We start from the raw sequence: 20,480 nt of genomic DNA, 5'->3' as shown, positions 1-20,480 counted from the left end.
AAATTTATTTTTAAACTTTAAATACTACATTCATGAGAGATAAGTTTTTATCTTGGGGAATTGTATTAGTAGTTGCTACCTGGATTATAGCACTACTGATAAAAGCGCATTACTGGATACCGACGCTGCTATCCGCTATTTATGCATTGGGTGTTTACAATGCTTATCAATCGAAACATGCTATTCTGAGGAATTTCCCGGTACTGGGGTACTTCAGGTATTTTTTCGAAAGTATTTCACCTGAAATGCAGCAATATTTCATTGAAAGGGAGACAGATGGGAAACCATTCCCTAGAAATCAGCGTTCTGCAGTATACAGACGTGCTAAAAATCTTAGTGATACAGTAGCTTTTGGAACACAGTTGGAAGTTAATCACAGAAAATATGAAGGGATTAAGCATTCCATTTATGCTAAATCTCCATCAGAAGAGCTTCCAAGAGTCTGGGTAGGGGGAGAACAGTGTACGCAACCTTATCACGCTTCTTTATTTAATATCTCAGCAATGAGTTTTGGAGCACTAAGTGACAGAGCTCAGATTTCACTGAACAGAGGAGCTAAAAAGGAAATTTCTTTCACAATACAGGTGAAGGAGGTATTTCTCCTCACCACTTGGAAGGAGGAGATTTATGCTGGCAGATTGGTACAGGATATTTTGGATGCCGTGATGAAGAAGGAAAATTTAATCCTGAATTATTTACTAAATATGCAACGCTTCCTAATGTGAAAATGATTGAGATCAAGTTATCACAGGGAGCAAAACCAGGACACGGAGGAGTGCTTCCAGGTGTGAAAAATACACCGGAAATTGCAGCGATTCGTCATGTAAAACCTGGAATGACTATTATTTCACCACCATCGCACACCGCATTTTCAAATGCTGCCGGGTTGTTGAGGTTTGTACAGGAACTGAGAGAACTTTCAGGAGGAAAACCTGTTGGATTTAAACTTTGTATTGGAGATACAAAAGAATTTGAGGACATCTGTGTACAAATGAATGTATTGAAGATCTATCCTGATTTTATCACGATTGACGGAGCTGAAGGAGGAACGGGTGCTGCACCACCGGAATTCTCAGATGGAGTAGGGATGCCTTTGGAACCAGCTCTGATCTTTGTCAACAGAACTCTTAATAACTATAATCTTAGAAACAAACTGAGAGTAATTGCCAGTGGTAAAGTACTTACAAGTTTAGATATTTTAAGGGCGGTAGCTATGGGAGCTGATATGTGTAACAATGCAAGAGGATTTATGTTCTCTTTAGGATGTATTCAGGCGCTTAGATGCAATTCAAATAACTGTCCGACAGGAGTGGCTACACAAGATAAGATGCTTATTAAAGGATTAGATGTGACGGATAAGGCAGAAAGAGTATATCATTTTCATAAAAATACCCTTCACACCTGCAATGAGCTGATTGCAGCAGCAGGAAGAGGTTCTTATGAAGAAGTAGATGCCACAATGTTCATGAGAGGAGATGAATTTGATCACTTAGCAGACCTTTACTTCCCTGATATTTTAGGAAATGTAAAGCAGAAAGCAAGGCCTTAATAATAGAGGAAAATAAGCACTTTTAAAAGCTGCTTAATAAATAAAAAAGTCAGATTAGTATATTCTAGTCTGACTTTTTATGTCTAAGATTGGATAGATAATATCATTTACTTCCAAAAGTTTTTTGCATGGAAGCAGATATTTTCAATTTGATAATATTGTTTGATATGATTAGTTTAAAAACTAAATAGCCAAATAAAAAAACCGCCTGTTTTGGGCGGTTTATATTTATTTATCAGTAGTTCTTGTTTCAGTTCCATAAATCTGGAAATTGAAAACAAATGATTTATTTCTATAAGAGGTTCCTAAGTAAGGATAATGAGGATTTCTTGCAAAGGCAGCTCTTGATGGAACAATAATTACACCCTGTAGGTTGTAAGGCGTTGAATTGGGTATATCTTTAAAAGCTGTAAACTTTTGTAATGCCTCTCTGAATCCTGATATCTCAAAGTAAGGTCTTTCTTGTTTGTTAGCTTCTCTTACACTTTTCTTTGCATAGTAATAGGCAGGATCAACGAAAGGAATTGTGGTATCATCTATCGTATTTAAAAACTGAGTTTTGGCAGAAAATACAGTAGTTCCGTTATTATCAATAGCCAGATAAGTATAAACTCTACCCATTATTTTAATAATATCATCCGTAGCAATTACTTTCCCATTGTCTGCAGCAGGTTGTGCTCCATCTCTCATGATATAAATTGTTCCTGAAGGAAGCTTTTCAACTTTCAATTGTGATAATTTCTTTTCATTATCATCAGAAGTATCAGTGGCACTGAAGGCTTTTATATTCCCTTGCGCATCCAGATAATTATCATCTAGGAATTTTGTAATCGCCTGATCATCATAAGTGTTCTGTACATTGATATCTTCTGGCTCCTTATAAGTTTCTACTTCATCATCTTTTTTACAAGCAGTAAGACACAAAGATCCGGCAAGGATATATAAAAATATTTTTTTCATTTCAAAAAACTTTAATTACTTTACAAATAATATAACGGCAAAAGTATAAAAAAATATGAGAATAGATAAATTTTTGTGGAGCATTCGTTTTTATAAGACAAGAAGTATTGCAGCTGAGGAGATTAAAAAGAATAGAGTTTCTATCGGAACATCTGCCGTAAAGTCATCTAAGGAGGTAAAAGAAGGGGATGTTATCAAGGTACGTAAGAATCAGATTGATTATAAAATAAAGGTGCTTCAGATTCCTAAAAGCAGAATTGGAGCCAAATTGGTTCCTTTACACATACAGGATGTTACGGATAAAGAACAATACGAATTACTAAAACTTCGTAAAATGTCTCAGGATTATTACAGAAACAAAGGAGAGGGAAGGCCTACGAAGAAAGACCGAAGAGATATGGATGACTATGTAGGCAACGATATTGATGCTGATTTTACAGATTGGGATGATTTCTTCGGAGAAACAGATGATGAAACCGAAAATGAAGATTAAAATAGAAAGCTCTAGTGATAGAGCTTTTCTATTATTTCGTTAACAATATCTTCAGGTTCTCTGGCATCAGTACCTACAGTGAATTGTGCTTTGCTGTAAAACTGATTTCTTTCAAATAAATGCTTGGCAATAAATTCCGGAAGGTCTTCATTGGAAATATTAGCAATTAATGGCCTTTTTTCCTTTTGTTTAGACAATCTTTCAACCAATGTTCCTATAGAAGTTCTTAAAAAAACACTTTTAGAATTATGATTAATGATCTCCATATTATTATAGTAAACAGGAGTTCCACCTCCAAGGCTTAATACTACATTTTCTTCAGAGGCTAATATTTCTTCAAGAGCCTCTCTTTCCAGCTTTCTAAAGTGAATTTCTCCCTTTTTCTCGAAAATCTCAGGAATGGTTAATTTATTCCTTCTTGAAATCTCTTTATCAAGATCAATCAGTTTGAACTCTATTTTATCGCTTAATATTTTGGAAATGTGGGATTTGCCACTTCCCATATAACCAATGAGTGAAATTATCATGAATTTTTTTTAAACAAATTTGCGAAAAAGTTTTGAGATAAAGAAAAAAGTCATATCTTTGCACCACTTAAAACAAGGGACATTACTTAAATGAAAACTTGTTGATAAAGTGGCCGACTCGGTAGCTCAGCTGGTAGAGCAATACACTTTTAATGTATGGGTCCTGGGTTCGAATCCCAGCCGGGTCACTAGCAATAATAATTACGAATCTTGTAATTTTATTGCCTGCGTGGTGAAATTGGTAGACACGCCATCTTGAGGGGGTGGTTTCCTAAGGATGTGCTGGTTCGAGTCCAGTCGCAGGCACTGCAAAGAAAATTTTATAATTGAGAATATTTATTTATATTTATTCCTAATTGTGGCCGACTCGGTAGCTCAGCTGGTAGAGCAATACACTTTTAATGTATGGGTCCTGGGTTCGAATCCCAGCCGGGTCACAAGTTTACTGAAAAGTAAATTTTTTTCATATTAATATTTTGTGATTTGGTGTTTCAAAGGCTTCCTTCCGGAGGCCTTTGATTTTTTATATTAAACTGACATATAAAATGGATTAAAGATGTTTTTACGGATCAGGTACAAAAGTTGGGGGCTAAGCAAAAAGTTTGGTTAATCTGAAAAGAAAGAAAGTTTTGTCTTTTACACCCCTAAGCTGTAATCTAAAGTTTTTGATCTTCGCATTAAAAGATTCAGCAGAAGCATTAGTGCTTCTTTTATCAAAGAAGTTTAAAATATCTCTGTAATGATTCATTACTGTTTTTCTTAAGATAGAAAACGATTTAAATCCGGCTTCTTCAACGTTTTTGAACCAATGCGCCAGCTTAGTCATCGCAATAGATTTTGAAATATTCTGATTATAAATTTTTCTAAGTTTATCCGTTAACTGATAAGCTTGTTCCAGATCAGGATATTCAGCAAAAAGGATACAGGCTCTCTGCCTTTGGGATAAAGTCCATTTTTCCCGGCTTTTATAAAGCAGGTATCTGCTTCTTGCCAGAAGTTGTTTCCGGGTATCTCCGTTTTCAAAGACTTGCCTTTCAGGATATTGCTCTTCAAAAGAATTTTCCATTTCAATAGCTTCCCAACGATATTTGATCCTGATTTCCTGCAGAGCTTCTATCGCTAGCTTTTGAACATGAAAACGGTCTACCACCAGGCAGGCATTGGGAAAGCATCTTTTCGCAATACGCTTCATTGAACCGGCCATATCCAAAGTAATCTCTTTTACCATCATCCGAAGCCTTCTGTTGATTTTCAAAAGATGCTCTATGATAAAATCACTCTGAGTACCTTTTATAATAGCCACAATACTACCTTTTTGTCCTTTTGCTTTCTTAGAGGTAAGGACTGTATAAAGTTCTCCATCAGATAAAGCCACTTCATCTAAAGATAAAGAATCTGAAAGATTGTCAGGATAAACAACCCACTGATCTGCATGATCTCTGTATTTCCAGTCTTTGTATTGGCTGAGTGTATTTTTATATTGTCTTTGAAAAGTCTTTGCCTTAACTCCAAAGAACTCTGCGATGACCTTCAGGGGAAGAGCTTTAGTATCTGCTAATTTTTTTTTAAGAAACCCGCAAAGTCTTTAGTCATGCGGGTGCCTTTCGATACAAGCTGCCAATCTCTTTGAAGGATTTCTCCTGATGACTTATCGGTCCATCTTCTTCTTTTCACATGGAGTTTTACGATTTTACCCCGTAATGGATAATCATCAACAATAATCTCAGCGAGAAAACCCTTTGATTCCAACTGCCGTTCTTTAAATTCTTGTGGAATACTGTTTTTTTCTTCAAAATAGATATGAAGTTCACCATTATGTTCTTCTGCTTTGAGGATATCAAAGTTTTCAACTAAAAATTCTGGAAGTAGTAATTTAAGAAGTTCGTGATCGCTTAACATAATTCAAAGATACACCAACTTAACATTCCCCCCAACTTTTGAGACTGATCCGTTTTTACTTTCTTTTCAATCTATTTCTAAGAAATGGTCTCATCCTTCCATTGCAAATTCAGTTTGTATGCGTAGGCTCGGAAAAAGAGAATATGGATAAGAGTAATTCGAATGAAAAACTCTGACCATGAATGATCAGAGCTTTATTTTATTAAGAATCATCTCTTGAGGATGAATGCTAATCTAGGTGCATATTGTCAATTAATCTCACGCCATCTACAACAACTACAATAAAGGCTCTGAATTTTCTGTCTTTGTAGAAGAAATCCGTTTCCTGTAATGTGTTCTCATCTGCAATCAGAAAATACTCCAATTGCATTCCCTTCTGATTATCGAAAATATCATTTACTCTCTCCTTGATTTCGGGGATGCTGACGGTTCTGAACCAGTCATTTACTTTATTTAGAGTTTCATAAATGATTTTTGAAGCTTCTTTACGGTCTTCGTGAAGTCTTTGGTTTCTTGAGCTTAGTGCCAGTCCGTTATCTGCTCTGTAGATAGGAACTCCTGTTATTTTAACCGGAAGATGTTTTTTGTTAACCATTTTTCTAATAATAGCCAGCTGTTGGAAATCTTTTTCTCCAAAATAAGCATTATCAGGCTGAACTTGTCTGAATAGCTCTTCTACAACAGTTCCAACACCATCAAAGTGTCCAGGTCTCGATTTTCCTTCCATTTCATTTTCCAATCCATCAAAATCATAGTGCTGGCTTTCTGTTTTCTCAGGATAGATATCAGAGACTTCCGGGATATAAACAGCATCTACCAATCCGGACTGTTCCAGAATAAGGAGATCTCTGTTGATATCTCTTGGATATTTTTCAAGATCTTCAGGGTTGTTGAATTGAGTTGGATTTACAAAAATTGAAGAAATAACAAGGTCATTCTCCTTTTTTGCTTCTTCGTACAGGGAAAGATGCCCCTTGTGCAGAGCTCCCATCGTAGGGGCAAAGCCAATTCTTTTTCCCATTTCCTTCTGTCTTTCAATGAAATCCTGAAGGATTTTCCTGTTCTTTATAACTTCCATAGTTTATTTTAATGCTTATTCAAAAATACTAAAAATATCATATAATAAAATGTGTTTTTACCAATTTGGCAAAGGGAATTTTCGTAAAAAAATGTTAATTAAAATAATGTTGGATGTTTTTTTGTAATTTTGCACATTAAAGCATTTTTACAAAAATTAGATAGAAAGTTTATGCCGAATCAAAAAATACTGTACATTACTACAGAGATGTATCCATACCAGGAAGATACAAATATGGCCGCTGTGGTAAACAAAATGGCGCTTAAGATGCACAATGAAGGCAATGATGTAAGAGTTTTTATGCCAAGATTTGGACAAATCAGTGAAAGGAAATTCCAGCTTCATGAGGTGATTCGTCTTTCAGGGATGAATATTATCATCAATGATCTGGATCAGCCGCTTATTATTAAAGTAGCGTCTCTTCCGGGGGAAAGACTTCAGGTTTACTTTATAGACAATGAAGAATATTTCAAAAGAAAACAATATTATTTCGATGATGAAGGAAATCCTTTCGACGATAATGACGAAAGAGCTATTTTCTTTGCAAGAGGGGTAATTGAAACCATCAAGAAACTGAACTGGGTTCCGGATGTTATTCATTTGAATGGATGGATGTCTTCATTTGTTCCAATTTATCTTAAGACCTACTACGAATCAGATACTTATTTCAAGGATGCTAAAATTGTTCTTTCCTTATATAATGAGAAAGAAGCTGAACTTGATAAAAAGATCGATGAAAAGCTGAAGTTTGATAATATTTCAGGACTAAAAGCGTTAGATAACCCAACGATCAAAAGTTTCGTTATCGAAAGTATGAACTATGTAGATACTGTTGTAAAAGGAGATGAATTCCTGGATGAAGATCTGGATAAGGCTTTCAATGAAACAGCGACTCAAAAGTCGGAGTATCTTGACGTAGATTCTATAAATCAACTTTATTAAAAAACACATTTTTAATGACTCATACTCTTAAAAGAACTTTCGCCATGCTTCTATTGGCGGTTTTCGGAAGTGCAATTCTTTATAACTGTGAACCAGACCCGGATTCTCTTGGTCAACAGCTTTTTGACAAAGATGCTGCAATAGGAGGTGAAACTTCCTATCCTGTTGTTGCTTATAATATTGGTAATAAAGACTCTATCAAAAGTGACGGAGCAAGACTTTTTTCTACAGGAGGAACTGCTGTGGCTGTCTTAGGAGCTTTCAAAGATGATCAGTTTGGATTGCAGAAAGCATCTTATGTTACCCAATTGAGGATGCCAGCCAGCTTTGATTTTGGAGATAAGCCGGAAGTGGATTCTGTTGTATTAGTGCTAAGAACACCTGTAAATACAGCCGATGATACATATTATATAGCTGATAAGGTGGTAGCACCTGCTGCTTATGATAAAGATAATTATCCTGTTGGTAACGAGAAGGTTACTGTTTCAATAGAAAAGAAAACATATCCAACTCGTAAATATGGTAAAACGGATGGAAGTTTTAAATCTATGAAAATTAATGTTCATGATGTAGCTGAGTTCATAGATGCAAGCCAAAAACAGTTCACATACTCTGGTGGGCCGGTTAAAACAGATCAATTACTTGGATCCGCTATTTTTGACGGAAATGTAAGTACTGTATCAATTACCAAAAAATCAGATAATACTAATGTATTTGATGGAAAGCTAGGCTTTAGAATGAACCTGGATAAAGATTACTTTCAGAAAAAAATTCTTGATCAAAAAGGTAAGCCTGTACTTCAGGATGCTGCTAATTTTACAAGATATTTCAATGGAATTAAGATTTCAGTAGAAAATGAAGATGGTTATCTTATACAGTTTGCTCCTAATGATACAGAGCTTATTATGTACTATAAATCTGATAAAACAGATAATGGTACAGTAACCAGATCACAGTCAAAGCTTGCTTTTGATTTAGGAGGTCAAAATGCTCATTTAGGACTGTATGAATATACGAGAACAGCTCCTGTTGCTGATGCAGTGGCAAACGCCAATACAACAAATGGTGATGCATCTCTTTTCATTCAGGGAATGGGAGGTCCTTCTGTAGGATTAAAAATTGAGAAATCTACCATTGAAAGCTTGAAAAAAGTATTTAATGAAAAGAAAGCAGGTATTGTAGGGGCTAAAATCAGAGTATTTGTTGATAAGGATAAAACATTCGCTAATGCTCAGTCTGTGGCTGGCGATCGTAAATTTGTTCTTCTACCAAATTCTTCTACTGATAAAGATTCGGACCTTAAGCTTACAGCAGATATGCTAAAAGGGTTTCCAATGTATTATTATGGGAAGACAACAATGGAAAGTGTTGAATATGAATACTATGATTTTGTAGTTACACAAACTCTTAAAGATATGGTTGAAAAGCCTGAAGTAGCGGCAGCAGATAATGTGCTATATCTTAATTTAGGAGCATTTGTGAAAAATCCTCAGGGAGGTATTTACGGACCAAAATATACAACCAGAGCTACTGATATGAATAGAGTAGTTCTTGTCGGAACAGATAAGACCGAAAAGAATCCAAGAAGAATCCAGCTTAAGGTTACTTATTCAACAGCCAATAATAAATAAAACACAATAAACACAAGACAAAATACATATGTGCGGAATAGTAGGATATACAGGTTTTCAGGATGCTTATGAGATCGTAATTAACGGTCTTAGAAGACTGGAATACAGAGGGTACGATAGTGCCGGAATTGTTTTAGAAGGTTCAAACAATAAGCTTGAAGTAGAAAAAACAAAAGGTAAAGTGGAGGATTTGGTGAATATTTCGAAGCAATTAAAAGGAACAGCCAAAATTGGTATGGGACACACCCGTTGGGCTACCCATGGAGTTCCAAGTGACAGAAATTCCCACCCGCATTTGTCAAATAATGGAAAAATAGCATTAGTACATAATGGTATTATTGAGAATTATGATACCATTAAAACAATGCTTACTGAAAAAGGATTTACTTTCAAATCAGAAACAGATACTGAAGTATTGGTAAACCTTATTCAATATTTTATGGATCTTAATCCGGAGATTGATTTTCCAGCTGCGGTAAGATATGCTTTAAATGAAGTATATGGAGCGTACGCTATAACAGTACTTCATGAAGATTATCCTGGAGTATTGGTTGTAGGAAGATTAGGTTCTCCTTTAGCAATCGGACTTGGAGATAAAGAATACTTCATTGCTTCTGATGCTTCTCCTTTCGTAGAATTTACAAAAGAAGCTATTTATCTTGAAGAAGGACACATGGCTACCATTTCTTTAGAAAATGGGGTAGATATCAGAACAATCAATGAGAACTCTAAGATTGAACCAGAGATTCAGGAGCTTAAGTTGAGTTTAGAGCAGATTGAAAAAGGCGGTTATGAACATTTTATGCTTAAAGAAATTTTTGAACAGCCTAAGTCTATTCACGATACAATGAGAGGAAGACTTATTGTAGATGAAGGAGTTATCAAAATGGCGGGAATCTGGGATCATGTAGAAAAGTTCAAGAATGCTAACAGAATTATTATCATTGCTTGTGGAACTTCATGGCATGCAGGTCTTATCGGAGAATATCTTATTGAAGAATATGCAAGAATTCCGGTAGAGGTAGAATATGCTTCAGAATTCAGATATAGAAATCCTATTATTACAGATAAAGATGTGGTGATTGCGATTTCTCAATCAGGGGAGACAGCAGATACAATGGCTGCCTTGAAACTGGCAAAAGAGAAAGGAGCGTTTATATATGGTATCTGTAACGTAGTAGATTCATCTATAGCAAGAATTACAGATGCTGGTTCATATACTCATGCCGGTCCTGAAATTGGAGTAGCTTCTACAAAAGCTTTTACAGCACAGCTTACTATCCTTACTTTAATTGCATTTAAATTAGGTAAGCATAACGGAAACTTAGGAAATGCTGAATTCATGAGCTTAATTGCAGAGCTTGATGCTATTCCTAAGAAGATTGAAGAAGTATTAAACGCTACTCATGAGCTGACTCAAAATATTGCAAAAGATTTTGTGAAAGCTACCAACTTCCTTTACCTGGGAAGAGGATACAACTATCCTGCTGCCTTAGAAGGAGCATTAAAACTAAAAGAAATTTCTTATATCCACGCTGAAGGATATCCTGCTGCAGAAATGAAGCACGGACCAATTGCTCTGATTGATGAAAATATGCCAATTGTTATTATAGCACCTAAAAAAGGACACTATGATAAAATTGTGAGTAATGTTCAGGAAATCAAAGCAAGAAAAGGGAAAATTATAGCTGTTGTTAACAAAGGTGACCGTCAGGTTAGCGAAATGGCAGACTATGTTATTGAAATTCCTGAAACCTCAGAATGTTTCTCTCCAATTGTGGCTTCAGTGCCTTTACAGCTGCTTGCTTATTATATTGCTGTATATAGAGGAGCCAACGTAGATCAGCCAAGAAACTTGGCAAAATCTGTAACTGTGGAATAAAAATTAGTTGTAAATAAAATAAATTTAGATTTCTTTCGTTATTTCAAAATAAATCTTAAAAGTTTCTTAAAAAAATTATATATTTACGGCTTAATTATAAAAATTAACATGAAAAGGATATTTCTTTTATTATTGTCTGCGTCGGTAGCATCGGTATCTTGTTCAGGTGGTGGCAGCTCTTCTGTAGGGAAGCCAGGAACAAAAGGAGAATTGATACCAAGAGAAAAAACGAAATCATTTGTTGCGGAACGACCATATGGAATGGTTGCAATTCCTGCAGGTTCATTTGTTGCTGGTTTAGCAGATCAGGATCCAACAAATACACCTGAAAAAGCATCATTGAAGACCGTTACTGTTTCTTCTTTCTTCATGGATGAAGCAGAAACTACCAATGCAGAATACAGAGTATTTATCAACTATGTAAGAGATTCTATCGCAAGAACTCTACTCGCTGAAGCTGCCGGAGAAGGTGGTGACGAAGGCGGTCGTAGAGGAGCAAGCATAGGAGATTATGCATATCTTGCTAAAAAAGAAGAAAATTTAACACCTTATCAAGAATATATGGAAGGCCAAGGGGGCCGTGAAGATGGGACTTATGATGCAAGCAAAAGATTAGACTGGAAAATTCCTTTACACTGGAGTACTTCAAAATACCCGGATGTAGAATACGCAGAAGTTCTGGAATCTATGTATCTGCCTGCTTCTTCAAGAATTGGAAACGAAAGAATTTTAGATGTAAGTAAGTTGAAGTATACGTACCGTTGGGGAGATATGGATGCAGCCCTTGCAGATAACGAAAGAGGAGCCAATTACCTGAAAAGCCAAAGTATCGCGATTTATCCCGATACTACGGTTTGGGTAAAAGATTTCCACTTTGCTTACAATGAGCCATTATTTGAACAATATTTCTGGCACAAGGCTTACAAAAACTACCCTGTAGTAGGAGTTACCTGGGATCAGGCGAGAGCTTATTGTAACTTTAGATCTAAATTGAAAACTGACTATAACGAAAGTTTAAAAAGAAAAAAACAAAGACCATTGCAGTTCCGTCTTCCAACAGAAATCGAATGGGAATATGCTGCAAGAGGAGGTATGCAAAATGCCACTTACCCTTGGGGAGGTCCATATTTAATGGATGATAGAGGTTGTTATTTAGCCAACTTCAAACCTAAGAGAGGTAACTATATGGAAGACGAGAAAAAAGGTACTTATACATATACAGCTCCAGTTAAGAAATTTAAGAAAAATGGATTTGGGTTATTTGATATGGCTGGAAACGTTTCTGAGTGGACAGAATCTGCATATAACAACTCTTCTTATGGGTTCTCTTCAACATTAAATCCTTCTACTAAAGATAAAAAGGATACTAAGAAGTCTGTAAGAGGTGGATCTTGGAAAGATATAGGATATGCGCTAATGACCGGTGCAAGAGACTGGGAAAGAAAAGATTCAGCAAGAAGCTATATCGGATTTAGAACTGTACAGGACATTCCTGAAGCAGCTGTTAAGCCAAGAAGAGTTAACAGACAATAAACCAAAACAATTATTTTTCAATACAATTTTATTTAACATTAAAAAAACTAACTCAATATGTTTAAGACGAAAGATGCTTGGATGAATTTCTTCTATTCATTCGGTGCTGCCATTGTAATTCTTGGAGCTTGGCTTAAAATTACTCACATTACTCTGGGACCAATTAACGGTAATATAGCGCTTACTGTAGGGCTTATTACAGAAGCGATTATCTTTATTATCTTCGCTTTCGACCCTCCAAAAACTGAAGAGTCTTATGCTTGGGAAAATGTTTACCCTGAATTATTAGATAAACATGCAAACCCAAACCCGTTACACTCAAATGTAACTACTAGAAATACAGGTAACCAATTTGCTGAACTAGAAAACTCTCTTTCTACTAAATTGGATAAAATGCTTGAGGATGCAAGATTAGATGTTCAATTATTCGAAAGACTAAGAACAGGAATCGATAAATTTTCAAGTTCTGTAGATCAAATCAACCAAACTGTTGACGTTTCTGCTTCTACTCATAAATATAACGATCAGTTGAACAAGGCTGCTCAGCATATGGAAAGTATGAATGCATTATATGCTATGCAGTTGGAAAGCGGTAAGAAACAAGCAGAATTTGCTACTAAATATGTTTCTGACATGCAAAAATCAGTTGAACATTCTGAAAAATTCAACCAAGAGCTACAAGGTTTAACATCTAATCTTAATAACTTAAATAGAGTTTATGGTGGTATGCTAACTGCTATGAAGTCTTAATTCCTAACCATTTCTGAACTTAAACTATTTAATCAAAAAACAAAGAAAAGAGAATGGCACAAGGAAAACAGACCCCTCGTCAGAAGATGATCAACCTGATGTATCTGGTGTTCATCGCGATGATGGCCCTAAACATCGATGCAGAAATCATCAGATCATATTATGACTCTACCAGAGCATTAAATGAAACCAGAACTTTAACAGAAAGAAAGAACGAAAAGATTTTTGAAAAAACGCTGGAAGCTAAAGCTCAGCAGGTTCCGGATACTTACGCAAAACCTTGGGAAGATTATAAATTATTGAAAACCAAAATTGATGCGTTAGTAAAACATGCTCAGGATATCAAGGATTTACTGAAAAAACAATCAGAGTTTCATGATAAAGATCCTAAAACCGGAAAAGATATTGACGTAAGTGAAAACTTTGCAGCATTAAACAATAATGAAGCTACTACGGAATACTTTTTTAAAGAAGGAGATGAAAATTCACCATCAAAAAATGCTTTGGATCTTAAAGCAAAAATTGATGATGTAAGAGATTATATCAATAAAACTTTTGGTAATAATGAACAGCTTAGAGACTTAGTAGATAGAGCAAACAAGTCTCTTATAGCAGAGTACCCTAAAGGAAAATCTCCAAATGAGAAAACTTGGTTCCAAAATAAATTTTATCATCAGCCATTAATTGCTGCTATATCTAATTTGGAAATTATCCAAAATGATGCCAGAAACGTACAATCTGATGCATTAGCACTAATGCTTCAGGAAAAAGTGGATGCTAGTATCAAATTTACAAGCTATGAGCCAATCGTTTCCGGACCTACAGATATCCAAGCTGGTAAGCAGGCTGAAGTAAAAGTAATGCTAGGTACTTATTCTAATAGTAATAAGATCAGTATTTCCGGAGTAAGCAAGCAGGAAAATGGTAAAGGTATCATTCCTATTTCTGGAGCAGGTATCGGAGAACATAAACTCGCTGGAACGATTACATTAACAGATGCTTCAGGTAAGCCTCAATCTTTCCCTTGGACGCATACTTATAACGTTATCGCAGGACCTAGAGAAGTAAAACTTGAAAAAGGATTATTACTTTCTGCTGATAAAATGAATGTAATGTATAGAGGATTAGAGAACCCTGTGTCAGGATCTATCTTAGGTGCAGACAACTCTAAACTTTCATTATCAGCTCCGGGAGCTACAGTAAGAAATACAGGACCTGGTAAATGGATTGTAAAACCGTCAACCGGTACTACTGTAAAATTGACATTATCTGGAGTAGATCCTTACGGAAAAACAGTATCTCAGGTATTTGAATATAGAATCAAGAATGTTCCGCCACCTCAAGGTCAGATGAGAGGACAGAATGTATTGTCGATGCCGGCAACTTCTATTCCTAACCAATCTGTACAGGCTGCTATTCCTGACTTCGATTTCCCAGTTTCGTTCAATGTAACGCAATTCATGGTAAGAGTACCTGGTAGAGCAGCACTATTGATCCATGGAAATACATTAAGTGAAGCTGCTGGATTAATTAAAAATCTGAGAACGGGAGATGTTGTATCTATCTTCGATATTAAAGCTACAGCTCAAGGATTAGAAGGACAACAGATTAAAAACATTACTCCTATAATTATTAATGTTCAATAGGACTAAAATTGTAATTTATTATGAAAAAATATATTAGCACCCTTTTAGTATTAGTCTCGGGATTTGCATTTTCCCAGACTATTCTGAACGCTTCTTCTCCAGAAGAGTTTAGACAGATGAGAGCGGAGAACAAACAAAAAGTTGGTGATACTATTATAGATAAAACAGTAAAGCCTCTTGAATATGGATTTGTGGAAGATAAAGACATCCTTAAGAGTATGTTTGTTTGGGAAATCATCGATATGAATGATAAGATCAATCAGCCATTTTACTATGATAATCCGGATGGTCTTCTTTCTACTCCTACAAGATCTCTATACCAGTTATTGTTAGATGCAGCTTTAAGTGGTAAAATTGAGCAGGTGTATGATGATGAAAACTTTACAGTAAAGCTTTCTCCTGAAGGAATTCAGAAAAGATTAGAAAAAGTTACGATTAATGATGCCGCTATTGATATTCTAAACTCAGGAAGACAATTAACTGAACAGGAGAAAAAAGAATATACTGACGTATTTAAGACGACTACCGAGAAAGTAAAAGTGCTTAAAATTATGGGTATGTGGTTCGTAGATAAGAGAGACGGACAGATGAAATACAGACCTCTAGGTATTGCAGCAATGGGACCAGACCCAGCAGTACAAGGAGTTATAGGACCAGACGGTAAGCCAATTGCAAGCAATGATGACCTTATCGACCTATTCTGGATTTTCTATCCGAATGCAAGAGATATTTTAGCAAACAATTATGTTTACAATAGAAAAAATTCTTCTGCAGACCTATCTTTTGATGATATCATCAATGCAAGAAGATTCTCTTCTGTAATCTATAAATCTTCAAGCGGTTTAGGAGATGGTACAATTAAAGATTATATTCCTAAAGATGCTGATGATCAGTTAGAAGAAAGCGACAGAATCAAGTCGCAGATTCTAGAAATGGAAAATGATATGTGGAATTACTAAATTTCACTTGATATTTATACAAAACCTGAGTATTTTTACTCAGGTTTTTTTATTATGAAATCGCCCTTTGTTTATTGCTAATCAATAATCAATGATATAGGCGATTGCATATAACCTTTAAATAATGAAATTTCTCATATGAAAAATCTAGATTATATTATTGTAGGAGATGGATATGCAGGGCTTTTTTTAGCCCATCAGCTGATTAAAAATAATAAGTCCTTCGTGGTCTTTTCCGAGGGAAGAAAAAGTGCTTCACAGGTTTCTGCGGGTATAATTAATCCCGTGGTTCTTAAAAAGTTTACCACATTCTGGAAAGCTCAGGAGCAAATTGACTTTCTGAAGAGCAGTCTTAAAGAAATAGAATCATATACAGGAGAAAATTATTTAATCGATGCATCTATTCACAGAATCTTTCATGACGAAAATGAACAGAATCTTTGGCTCAAAAAATCTGGAAACGAAGAGTTGTCTGGCTTTTTGGATGAAAAATTCGAGTCTTTAAATGTAGTAAAAAACGATTTTCTTACTGGAAAGGTGAATCAGTCTGCCAGGTTGAATGTTAGTGGATTTTTCACAGGTTTATTTAATTATTTAGAAAAAAAAGGTTTTCTTATCAGTGAAAAGTTCGAATATGCCAAATTGAATCCATCAGAATCAACGTATAAAGATTTTAATTTTAAAAATATTATTTTTTGTGAAGGAATGGGAGTGAGAGATAATCCTTACTTTTCAGAAATTACGGTGAATCCGAATAAGGGACATCACATAAAAGTTGAGCTCTCTCAGCCTATTCCGGAAAATATAACCATTAAAAAGAAGCATTTCCTTTTCCCAACGGGAAATGGGCTTTATTTCTATGGTGGAACTTATGACCGGGAGCAGCTTCATCATCATATTGATGAATCAGCCGTTAATCAGTTAATCAATGGATTATCAGAATTCTACCCTTATGATTTTGAAGTGAAGGAGGTTAATTTTGGTTTCAGACCTACGGTAAAAGATAGGAGACCCATTATTGGAAGACATGAAGTCTATAGTAATTTGTATGTTTTCAATGGATTGGGTGCAAGGGGAATTCTGAATGGATGTTACTTCTCAAGAGATCTGTTCCTCTTTATGGAGGAAGGAGTTCCATTGCATGAAGAAGTATCATTAAATAGATTTAAATAACTTTTTTGGCAGATAAACTAAAGGCAGAAATATATGGATGAAAACTTATTAGGAATCATTGCAGGAGTACTCACCTCTATATCTATGATTCCTCAGCTTATCAAAGTGATTCGGGAAAAAAATGTAGAAGACATTTCCCTGCTTATGCTTTTGGTGCTTATTTCAGGGTTATCTCTATGGGTTTGGTATGGTTTTGTAAAAGATGAACTTCCAATCATTTTATCAAACTCATTTGCTGTTTTGGTGAATATAAGCCTTTTAATTTGCTATATAATATACGATAAAAAAAAAAAGACGTCCCCATACAAGGACGTCTTTTTATATTAAATCTAATTATTTTTTCTTATTCAAGAACGAATTTCGCTAATGGAGCCATTCTAGCCTTATTTAAAGTTAATGTATTCCCATTAACAGAATAGTTGTCAGCAGCAAGGATAGCTTTTGTAAACTGATTTTCGATATCAAGATCTTCACAAGCCATCATAGTAGACATTCCTTGGTTGAATTTGATTCTCATCACATCCTGCTTGATTTCAAAAGTACCACCTAATCCATTACATCCAGCATGACCTTCATATCTCATTCCTTTCATATCAAGTGTAAAATAAGGATTGTTTTTGGGGTTCTTTAATGCAATCGGCTGACCGTTAAGCTCAGTTAATTTCCATTTTTTCCCAGTAATATCTGTGGTAGGCTTCTGTGCCGTCTGTGTTTGGCAAGAAACAAGAAATACAGCTAGGAAAAGTGCGGATAAATAGTAATACAAGCTTTTCATAAATTTTAATTTTAAATTTTCTGTTTGTACATAAGCTAATACGATGCCATTTTTGCAGGACCTGTTTCTTTTTTTGCCTGTTTAAGATGAAATAACACCATATCTACATTCTTCTTTAAAAAAGTGATATTACCCTTAATTTCAGAGTATTGGTACTCTTCATTAGAGGCTGTATAGTCTGGTAAAGCTTCACTTTTTTTAAGGTCATAAGTTTTACCGTTTAAATGTACCGTAGCTATGTTTTTAGTTCGGTTTATGGTGACTTCTATTTTTTCTCCATAACTGTCCACATAGACATTTTTTGAAATATCATCTGTATTTTCAGGGGTTGCAGCGGTAACAGTTTCAGCTTCTTTTCCGGGATGTTTACACGCTGTTGAGGAAAGAACTGCCAGTCCCAAAAGGACTGTTGTTAATAAATTTTTCATAGTGATAAGTGATTTTAAAGTGTTTCATGAATTATGGTGTTAATACTATATAAAATTACAAATATTTTTAATAAATATGTGTTAATTTTTCATAAACTAACATTTTGTTTTTACTGATCGGGATTTGCCCGCTCTTTTTTAAAACATTCTTCAGTGAAACAGAAACTGATTATTTATAATAAGAAATTTGAAATTGAGGGAATTGGTGTTGTTTTATTAACCGATTTATTTTCAGTTGGATAGAAGGAGTATTTTTCGTTGTTCATTTGTTGTTTAAATTTCCGGCAAAAATAATTCAAAATTCAGAGAATAACAATACGCTTATATTAATAATTTGAAATCATGATAAAGTTTAGTTTTTATGGTTGATATTTTCCATGAATCATAAATTTTCTTAAAATAAAATGTCGAAAAACGAGACATAGCCCATTTGAAAAAGTAGAAACTTAGTAGTATTATTCTGCTTATAAAGGATATTAAAGATATATAAAGATCTGTTTTTCATGGTATTTGAGATTTGATGAAATTACAAATTCAGGTTATTTAAAGAAGCGTTAAATTTTGTTAATCTATTATGATGATATAATAATCTAAGTGTACATTTGCAACTTCAAAATGAGAAACTTTATAGTATATTTTTTAACAGGTCTTTTTCTGCTGTTTGTAGTAGAAAGCAAACTCAATGTTAAAACACTTCGTAACGACTATTCCGGTCAGGTTTCTCATCAGCACCTTCCTAAAAGAGCCAATAAACTGAATCAGACTTATGAAAAGCTTTCTATTCAGCAGATGACTTCGGATACAATAGATGATAATTCAACTTTAGAGCTTGCAGAAAATGATTTTCAGCTGTCTGATGTATTTCAGGCGATTATTGTTTTTGCTGCAGTTTTTAGTCTGGTCTATATTTTTGGATTAAAAAGCAAAAAGCAGTTTAAGTCGGATATTCATGGCTATATTCTTGGTCTTGCCACCAAAAAGTTTATTCTGATCCGTTCCATTAGAATTTAAAATTTCATTTTTTCCAGTGAATTTCTACCTGATTGTAAGGTGGGAATGCTTCGCGTTGTGTATGCAGGTAATCATCACTTCGTATAATTCTCTATTACCATTCTATTTCTATTCAAAACATTAACGATTTATAAAACTCTAGAATTATGATAAAAAGAGTTGCCTCAGGTATTGCGCTTAGCGTCCTTTTACTGGCTGTAAGCTGCAATAAGAAAAAAGAGGAGAAAGAAGAAGCAACCACTTATCCGGTAACATCTCCGGTAGTGATGGATACTGTAATTAACAAGGAATATGTAGCTCAGATTCAGTCGGTCAAAAACATTGAAGTTCGCGCACAGGAAAAAGGATTCCTTGAAAAGATTTTTGTGGACGAAGGGCAGTATGTACAAGCAGGACAAACCTTATTCCGTATTATGCCTAAGCTGTATCAGGCAGAATTATTAAAAGCAAAAGCAGAAGTAGAACAGGCTTCTATTGAACTGAAAAATGCCAGTACATTAGCTGGAAACAACATCGTTTCCAAAAATGAAAGAGCAATGGCTAAAGCGAAGCTTGATGCAGCCAATGCTGAAATGAAGCTGGCACAGATTCACTTGTCTTTTACAGACATTAAAGCCCCGTTTTCAGGAATTATCAACAGAATTCCTTTGAAGCTTGGAAGCCTTGTAGATGAAGGTGATTTGTTGACTTCATTGTCAGATAATACAAGTATTTACACGTATTTCAATGTTTCCGAACCGGAGTACCTGAGCTATCAGACTCATGCAGCCGACAGAGGAAGCAATCAGGTTTCTCTGATTACAGCCAATGGAGAAATGTATTCGCAAAAAGGGGAAATTCAGACGATTGAAGGGGAATTTGATAATGAGACAGGAAATATTGCCTTCCGTGCCAAGTTTCCAAATCCAGATAAGCTTCTGAGAAACGGAGAAACGGGAAAAGTACAGATGACTATGCCGGTTCACAATGCCCTTATTATTCCTCAGAAAGCAACGTATGAAATTCAGGATCAGAAATATGTATTCGTTATTGATAAAAACGGGACAGCAAAATCCAGAAATATTAAAATCGCTTATGAACTGCCGGATCTGTATGTGGTAAGCTCGGGGATTTCTAAAGGAGATCAGATTCTTTTGGAAGGTGTCCAGAAAGTGAAGGATGATCAAAAAGTAAAAACAAAATTCCAGGATCCTAAAAAGGTTCTTCAATCATTGAAATTAAAAGCAGAGTAGTGGTCTCTAAAA

General features: G+C 35.1%; 19 protein-coding genes, 3 tRNA genes and 1 pseudogene. 16 read left to right on the top strand and 7 right to left on the bottom strand.

All coding sequences use genetic code 11. The features are described 5' to 3' along the window. Positions 1–32 precede the first annotated feature (32 nt). Positions 33–1,549: pseudogene (locus tag H5J24_RS18520) on the top strand (FMN-binding glutamate synthase family protein). Positions 1,550–1,777: 228 nt separating this feature from the next. Here H5J24_RS18520 and H5J24_RS18515 read toward each other — a convergent pair. Further along, positions 1,778–2,509: a hypothetical protein gene (locus H5J24_RS18515; RefSeq protein WP_068939752.1), complete on the bottom strand. Its 732-nt coding sequence runs from the start codon at positions 2,507–2,509 to the stop codon at positions 1,778–1,780. A gap of 55 nt (positions 2,510–2,564) precedes the next feature. Here H5J24_RS18515 and H5J24_RS18510 point away from each other — a divergent pair, with 55 nt between their 5' ends. Further along, the gene (locus tag H5J24_RS18510) at positions 2,565–3,002 is read left to right on the top strand and encodes an RNA-binding S4 domain-containing protein (RefSeq protein WP_068939750.1); all 438 of its coding nucleotides are present in this window, start codon (positions 2,565–2,567) and stop codon (positions 3,000–3,002) included. An 11-nt stretch (positions 3,003–3,013) separates the two neighbouring features. Here the strand turns inward: H5J24_RS18510 and H5J24_RS18505 are convergent, their stop codons facing one another. Then, positions 3,014–3,529, bottom strand: coding sequence for a shikimate kinase (locus tag H5J24_RS18505; protein ID WP_068939749.1), 516 nt, complete (start codon positions 3,527–3,529; stop codon positions 3,014–3,016). A 115-nt stretch (positions 3,530–3,644) separates the two neighbouring features. Here H5J24_RS18505 and H5J24_RS18500 point away from each other — a divergent pair. The 3 genes from H5J24_RS18500 (at position 3,645) to H5J24_RS18490 (ending at position 3,966) form a co-directional block, all read left to right on the top strand. Next, a tRNA-Lys gene (locus H5J24_RS18500) sits at positions 3,645–3,717 on the top strand. A 35-nt stretch (positions 3,718–3,752) separates the two neighbouring features. Next, positions 3,753–3,835: transfer RNA gene (locus H5J24_RS18495), tRNA-Leu, on the top strand. 58 nt (positions 3,836–3,893) lie between these two features. Then, positions 3,894–3,966 (top strand) — tRNA-Lys (locus H5J24_RS18490). Positions 3,967–4,118: 152 nt separating this feature from the next. Here H5J24_RS18490 and H5J24_RS18485 read toward each other — a convergent pair. The 3 genes from H5J24_RS18485 to panC form a co-directional block, all read right to left on the bottom strand. After that, a complete protein-coding gene (locus H5J24_RS18485; protein WP_185124649.1) occupies positions 4,119–5,054 on the bottom strand; it encodes an ISAon1 family transposase in 936 nt (311 codons plus the stop codon). Positions 5,055–5,083: 29 nt separating this feature from the next. Further along, positions 5,084–5,428 (bottom strand): ISAon1 family transposase N-terminal region protein, encoded by a 345-nt coding sequence (locus H5J24_RS18480; protein WP_232815761.1) that lies wholly within the window; start codon positions 5,426–5,428, stop codon positions 5,084–5,086. A gap of 229 nt (positions 5,429–5,657) precedes the next feature. Beyond that, complete coding sequence (gene panC / locus H5J24_RS18475) at positions 5,658–6,506, bottom strand: pantoate--beta-alanine ligase (RefSeq protein ID WP_068939745.1); 849 nt, start codon at positions 6,504–6,506, stop codon at positions 5,658–5,660. 171 nt (positions 6,507–6,677) lie between these two features. Between panC and H5J24_RS18470 the strand changes: the two genes are divergently transcribed. The 9 genes from H5J24_RS18470 (at position 6,678) to H5J24_RS18430 (ending at position 17,349) form a co-directional block, all read left to right on the top strand. Then, a complete protein-coding gene (locus H5J24_RS18470; RefSeq protein ID WP_068939743.1) occupies positions 6,678–7,448 on the top strand; it encodes a glycogen/starch synthase in 771 nt (256 codons plus the stop codon). A 14-nt stretch (positions 7,449–7,462) separates the two neighbouring features. Then, a complete protein-coding gene (locus H5J24_RS18465) occupies positions 7,463–9,079 on the top strand; it encodes a DUF4270 family protein (RefSeq protein ID WP_082810973.1) in 1,617 nt (538 codons plus the stop codon). A gap of 28 nt (positions 9,080–9,107) precedes the next feature. Continuing rightward, on the top strand, positions 9,108–10,961 hold the full coding sequence (gene glmS / locus H5J24_RS18460) for a glutamine--fructose-6-phosphate transaminase (isomerizing) (protein WP_068939742.1): 1,854 nt from the start codon (positions 9,108–9,110) through the stop codon (positions 10,959–10,961). A gap of 108 nt (positions 10,962–11,069) precedes the next feature. Continuing rightward, positions 11,070–12,494: a T9SS ring complex lipoprotein PorK/GldK gene (porK, locus tag H5J24_RS18455; RefSeq protein WP_068939741.1), complete on the top strand. Its 1,425-nt coding sequence runs from the start codon at positions 11,070–11,072 to the stop codon at positions 12,492–12,494. Positions 12,495–12,551: 57 nt separating this feature from the next. Further along, positions 12,552–13,244, top strand: a complete 693-nt coding sequence (porL, locus tag H5J24_RS18450) for a type IX secretion system motor protein PorL/GldL (RefSeq protein ID WP_065396532.1) — start codon at positions 12,552–12,554, stop codon at positions 13,242–13,244. A 53-nt stretch (positions 13,245–13,297) separates the two neighbouring features. After that, entirely contained in the window at positions 13,298–14,890 is a 1,593-nt protein-coding gene (gene porM / locus H5J24_RS18445; RefSeq protein ID WP_068939740.1) for a type IX secretion system motor protein PorM/GldM, read from the top strand. Positions 14,891–14,910: 20 nt separating this feature from the next. After that, positions 14,911–15,849: a type IX secretion system ring subunit PorN/GldN gene (gene porN / locus H5J24_RS18440; protein WP_068939738.1), complete on the top strand. Its 939-nt coding sequence runs from the start codon at positions 14,911–14,913 to the stop codon at positions 15,847–15,849. A gap of 138 nt (positions 15,850–15,987) precedes the next feature. Continuing rightward, positions 15,988–17,022: an NAD(P)/FAD-dependent oxidoreductase gene (locus tag H5J24_RS18435; protein ID WP_068939736.1), complete on the top strand. Its 1,035-nt coding sequence runs from the start codon at positions 15,988–15,990 to the stop codon at positions 17,020–17,022. 33 nt (positions 17,023–17,055) lie between these two features. Beyond that, the gene (locus tag H5J24_RS18430) at positions 17,056–17,349 is read left to right on the top strand and encodes a SemiSWEET transporter (protein WP_232815760.1); all 294 of its coding nucleotides are present in this window, start codon (positions 17,056–17,058) and stop codon (positions 17,347–17,349) included. Between the two features lie 16 nt (positions 17,350–17,365). On the opposite strand, the gene H5J24_RS18425 is transcribed toward H5J24_RS18430, so the two are convergent. Together H5J24_RS18425 and H5J24_RS18420 are read right to left on the bottom strand one after the other, a co-directional pair. Further along, positions 17,366–17,797, bottom strand: a complete 432-nt coding sequence (locus tag H5J24_RS18425) for an META domain-containing protein (RefSeq protein WP_068939732.1) — start codon at positions 17,795–17,797, stop codon at positions 17,366–17,368. Positions 17,798–17,832: 35 nt separating this feature from the next. After that, positions 17,833–18,225 carry a hypothetical protein gene (locus H5J24_RS18420; RefSeq protein ID WP_068939731.1) on the bottom strand — a complete coding sequence of 131 codons (393 nt, stop codon included), beginning with the start codon at positions 18,223–18,225 and terminating at the stop codon, positions 17,833–17,835. Between the two features lie 615 nt (positions 18,226–18,840). On the opposite strand from H5J24_RS18420, the gene H5J24_RS18415 reads away from it, so the two are divergent. Together H5J24_RS18415 and H5J24_RS18410 are read left to right on the top strand one after the other, a co-directional pair. After that, entirely contained in the window at positions 18,841–19,236 is a 396-nt protein-coding gene (locus H5J24_RS18415; RefSeq protein WP_068939729.1) for a hypothetical protein, read from the top strand. Positions 19,237–19,385: 149 nt separating this feature from the next. Then, positions 19,386–20,468 (top strand): efflux RND transporter periplasmic adaptor subunit, encoded by a 1,083-nt coding sequence (locus H5J24_RS18410; RefSeq protein WP_068940132.1) that lies wholly within the window; start codon positions 19,386–19,388, stop codon positions 20,466–20,468. The last annotated feature ends 12 nt before the right edge of the window (positions 20,469–20,480 follow it).

The organism is Chryseobacterium capnotolerans (assembly GCF_021278965.1).
Classification (GTDB): domain Bacteria; phylum Bacteroidota; class Bacteroidia; order Flavobacteriales; family Weeksellaceae; genus Chryseobacterium; species Chryseobacterium capnotolerans.
Note: the sequence above shows the minus strand (reverse complement) of the source record. Positions and strands in the feature narration are given on the sequence as shown.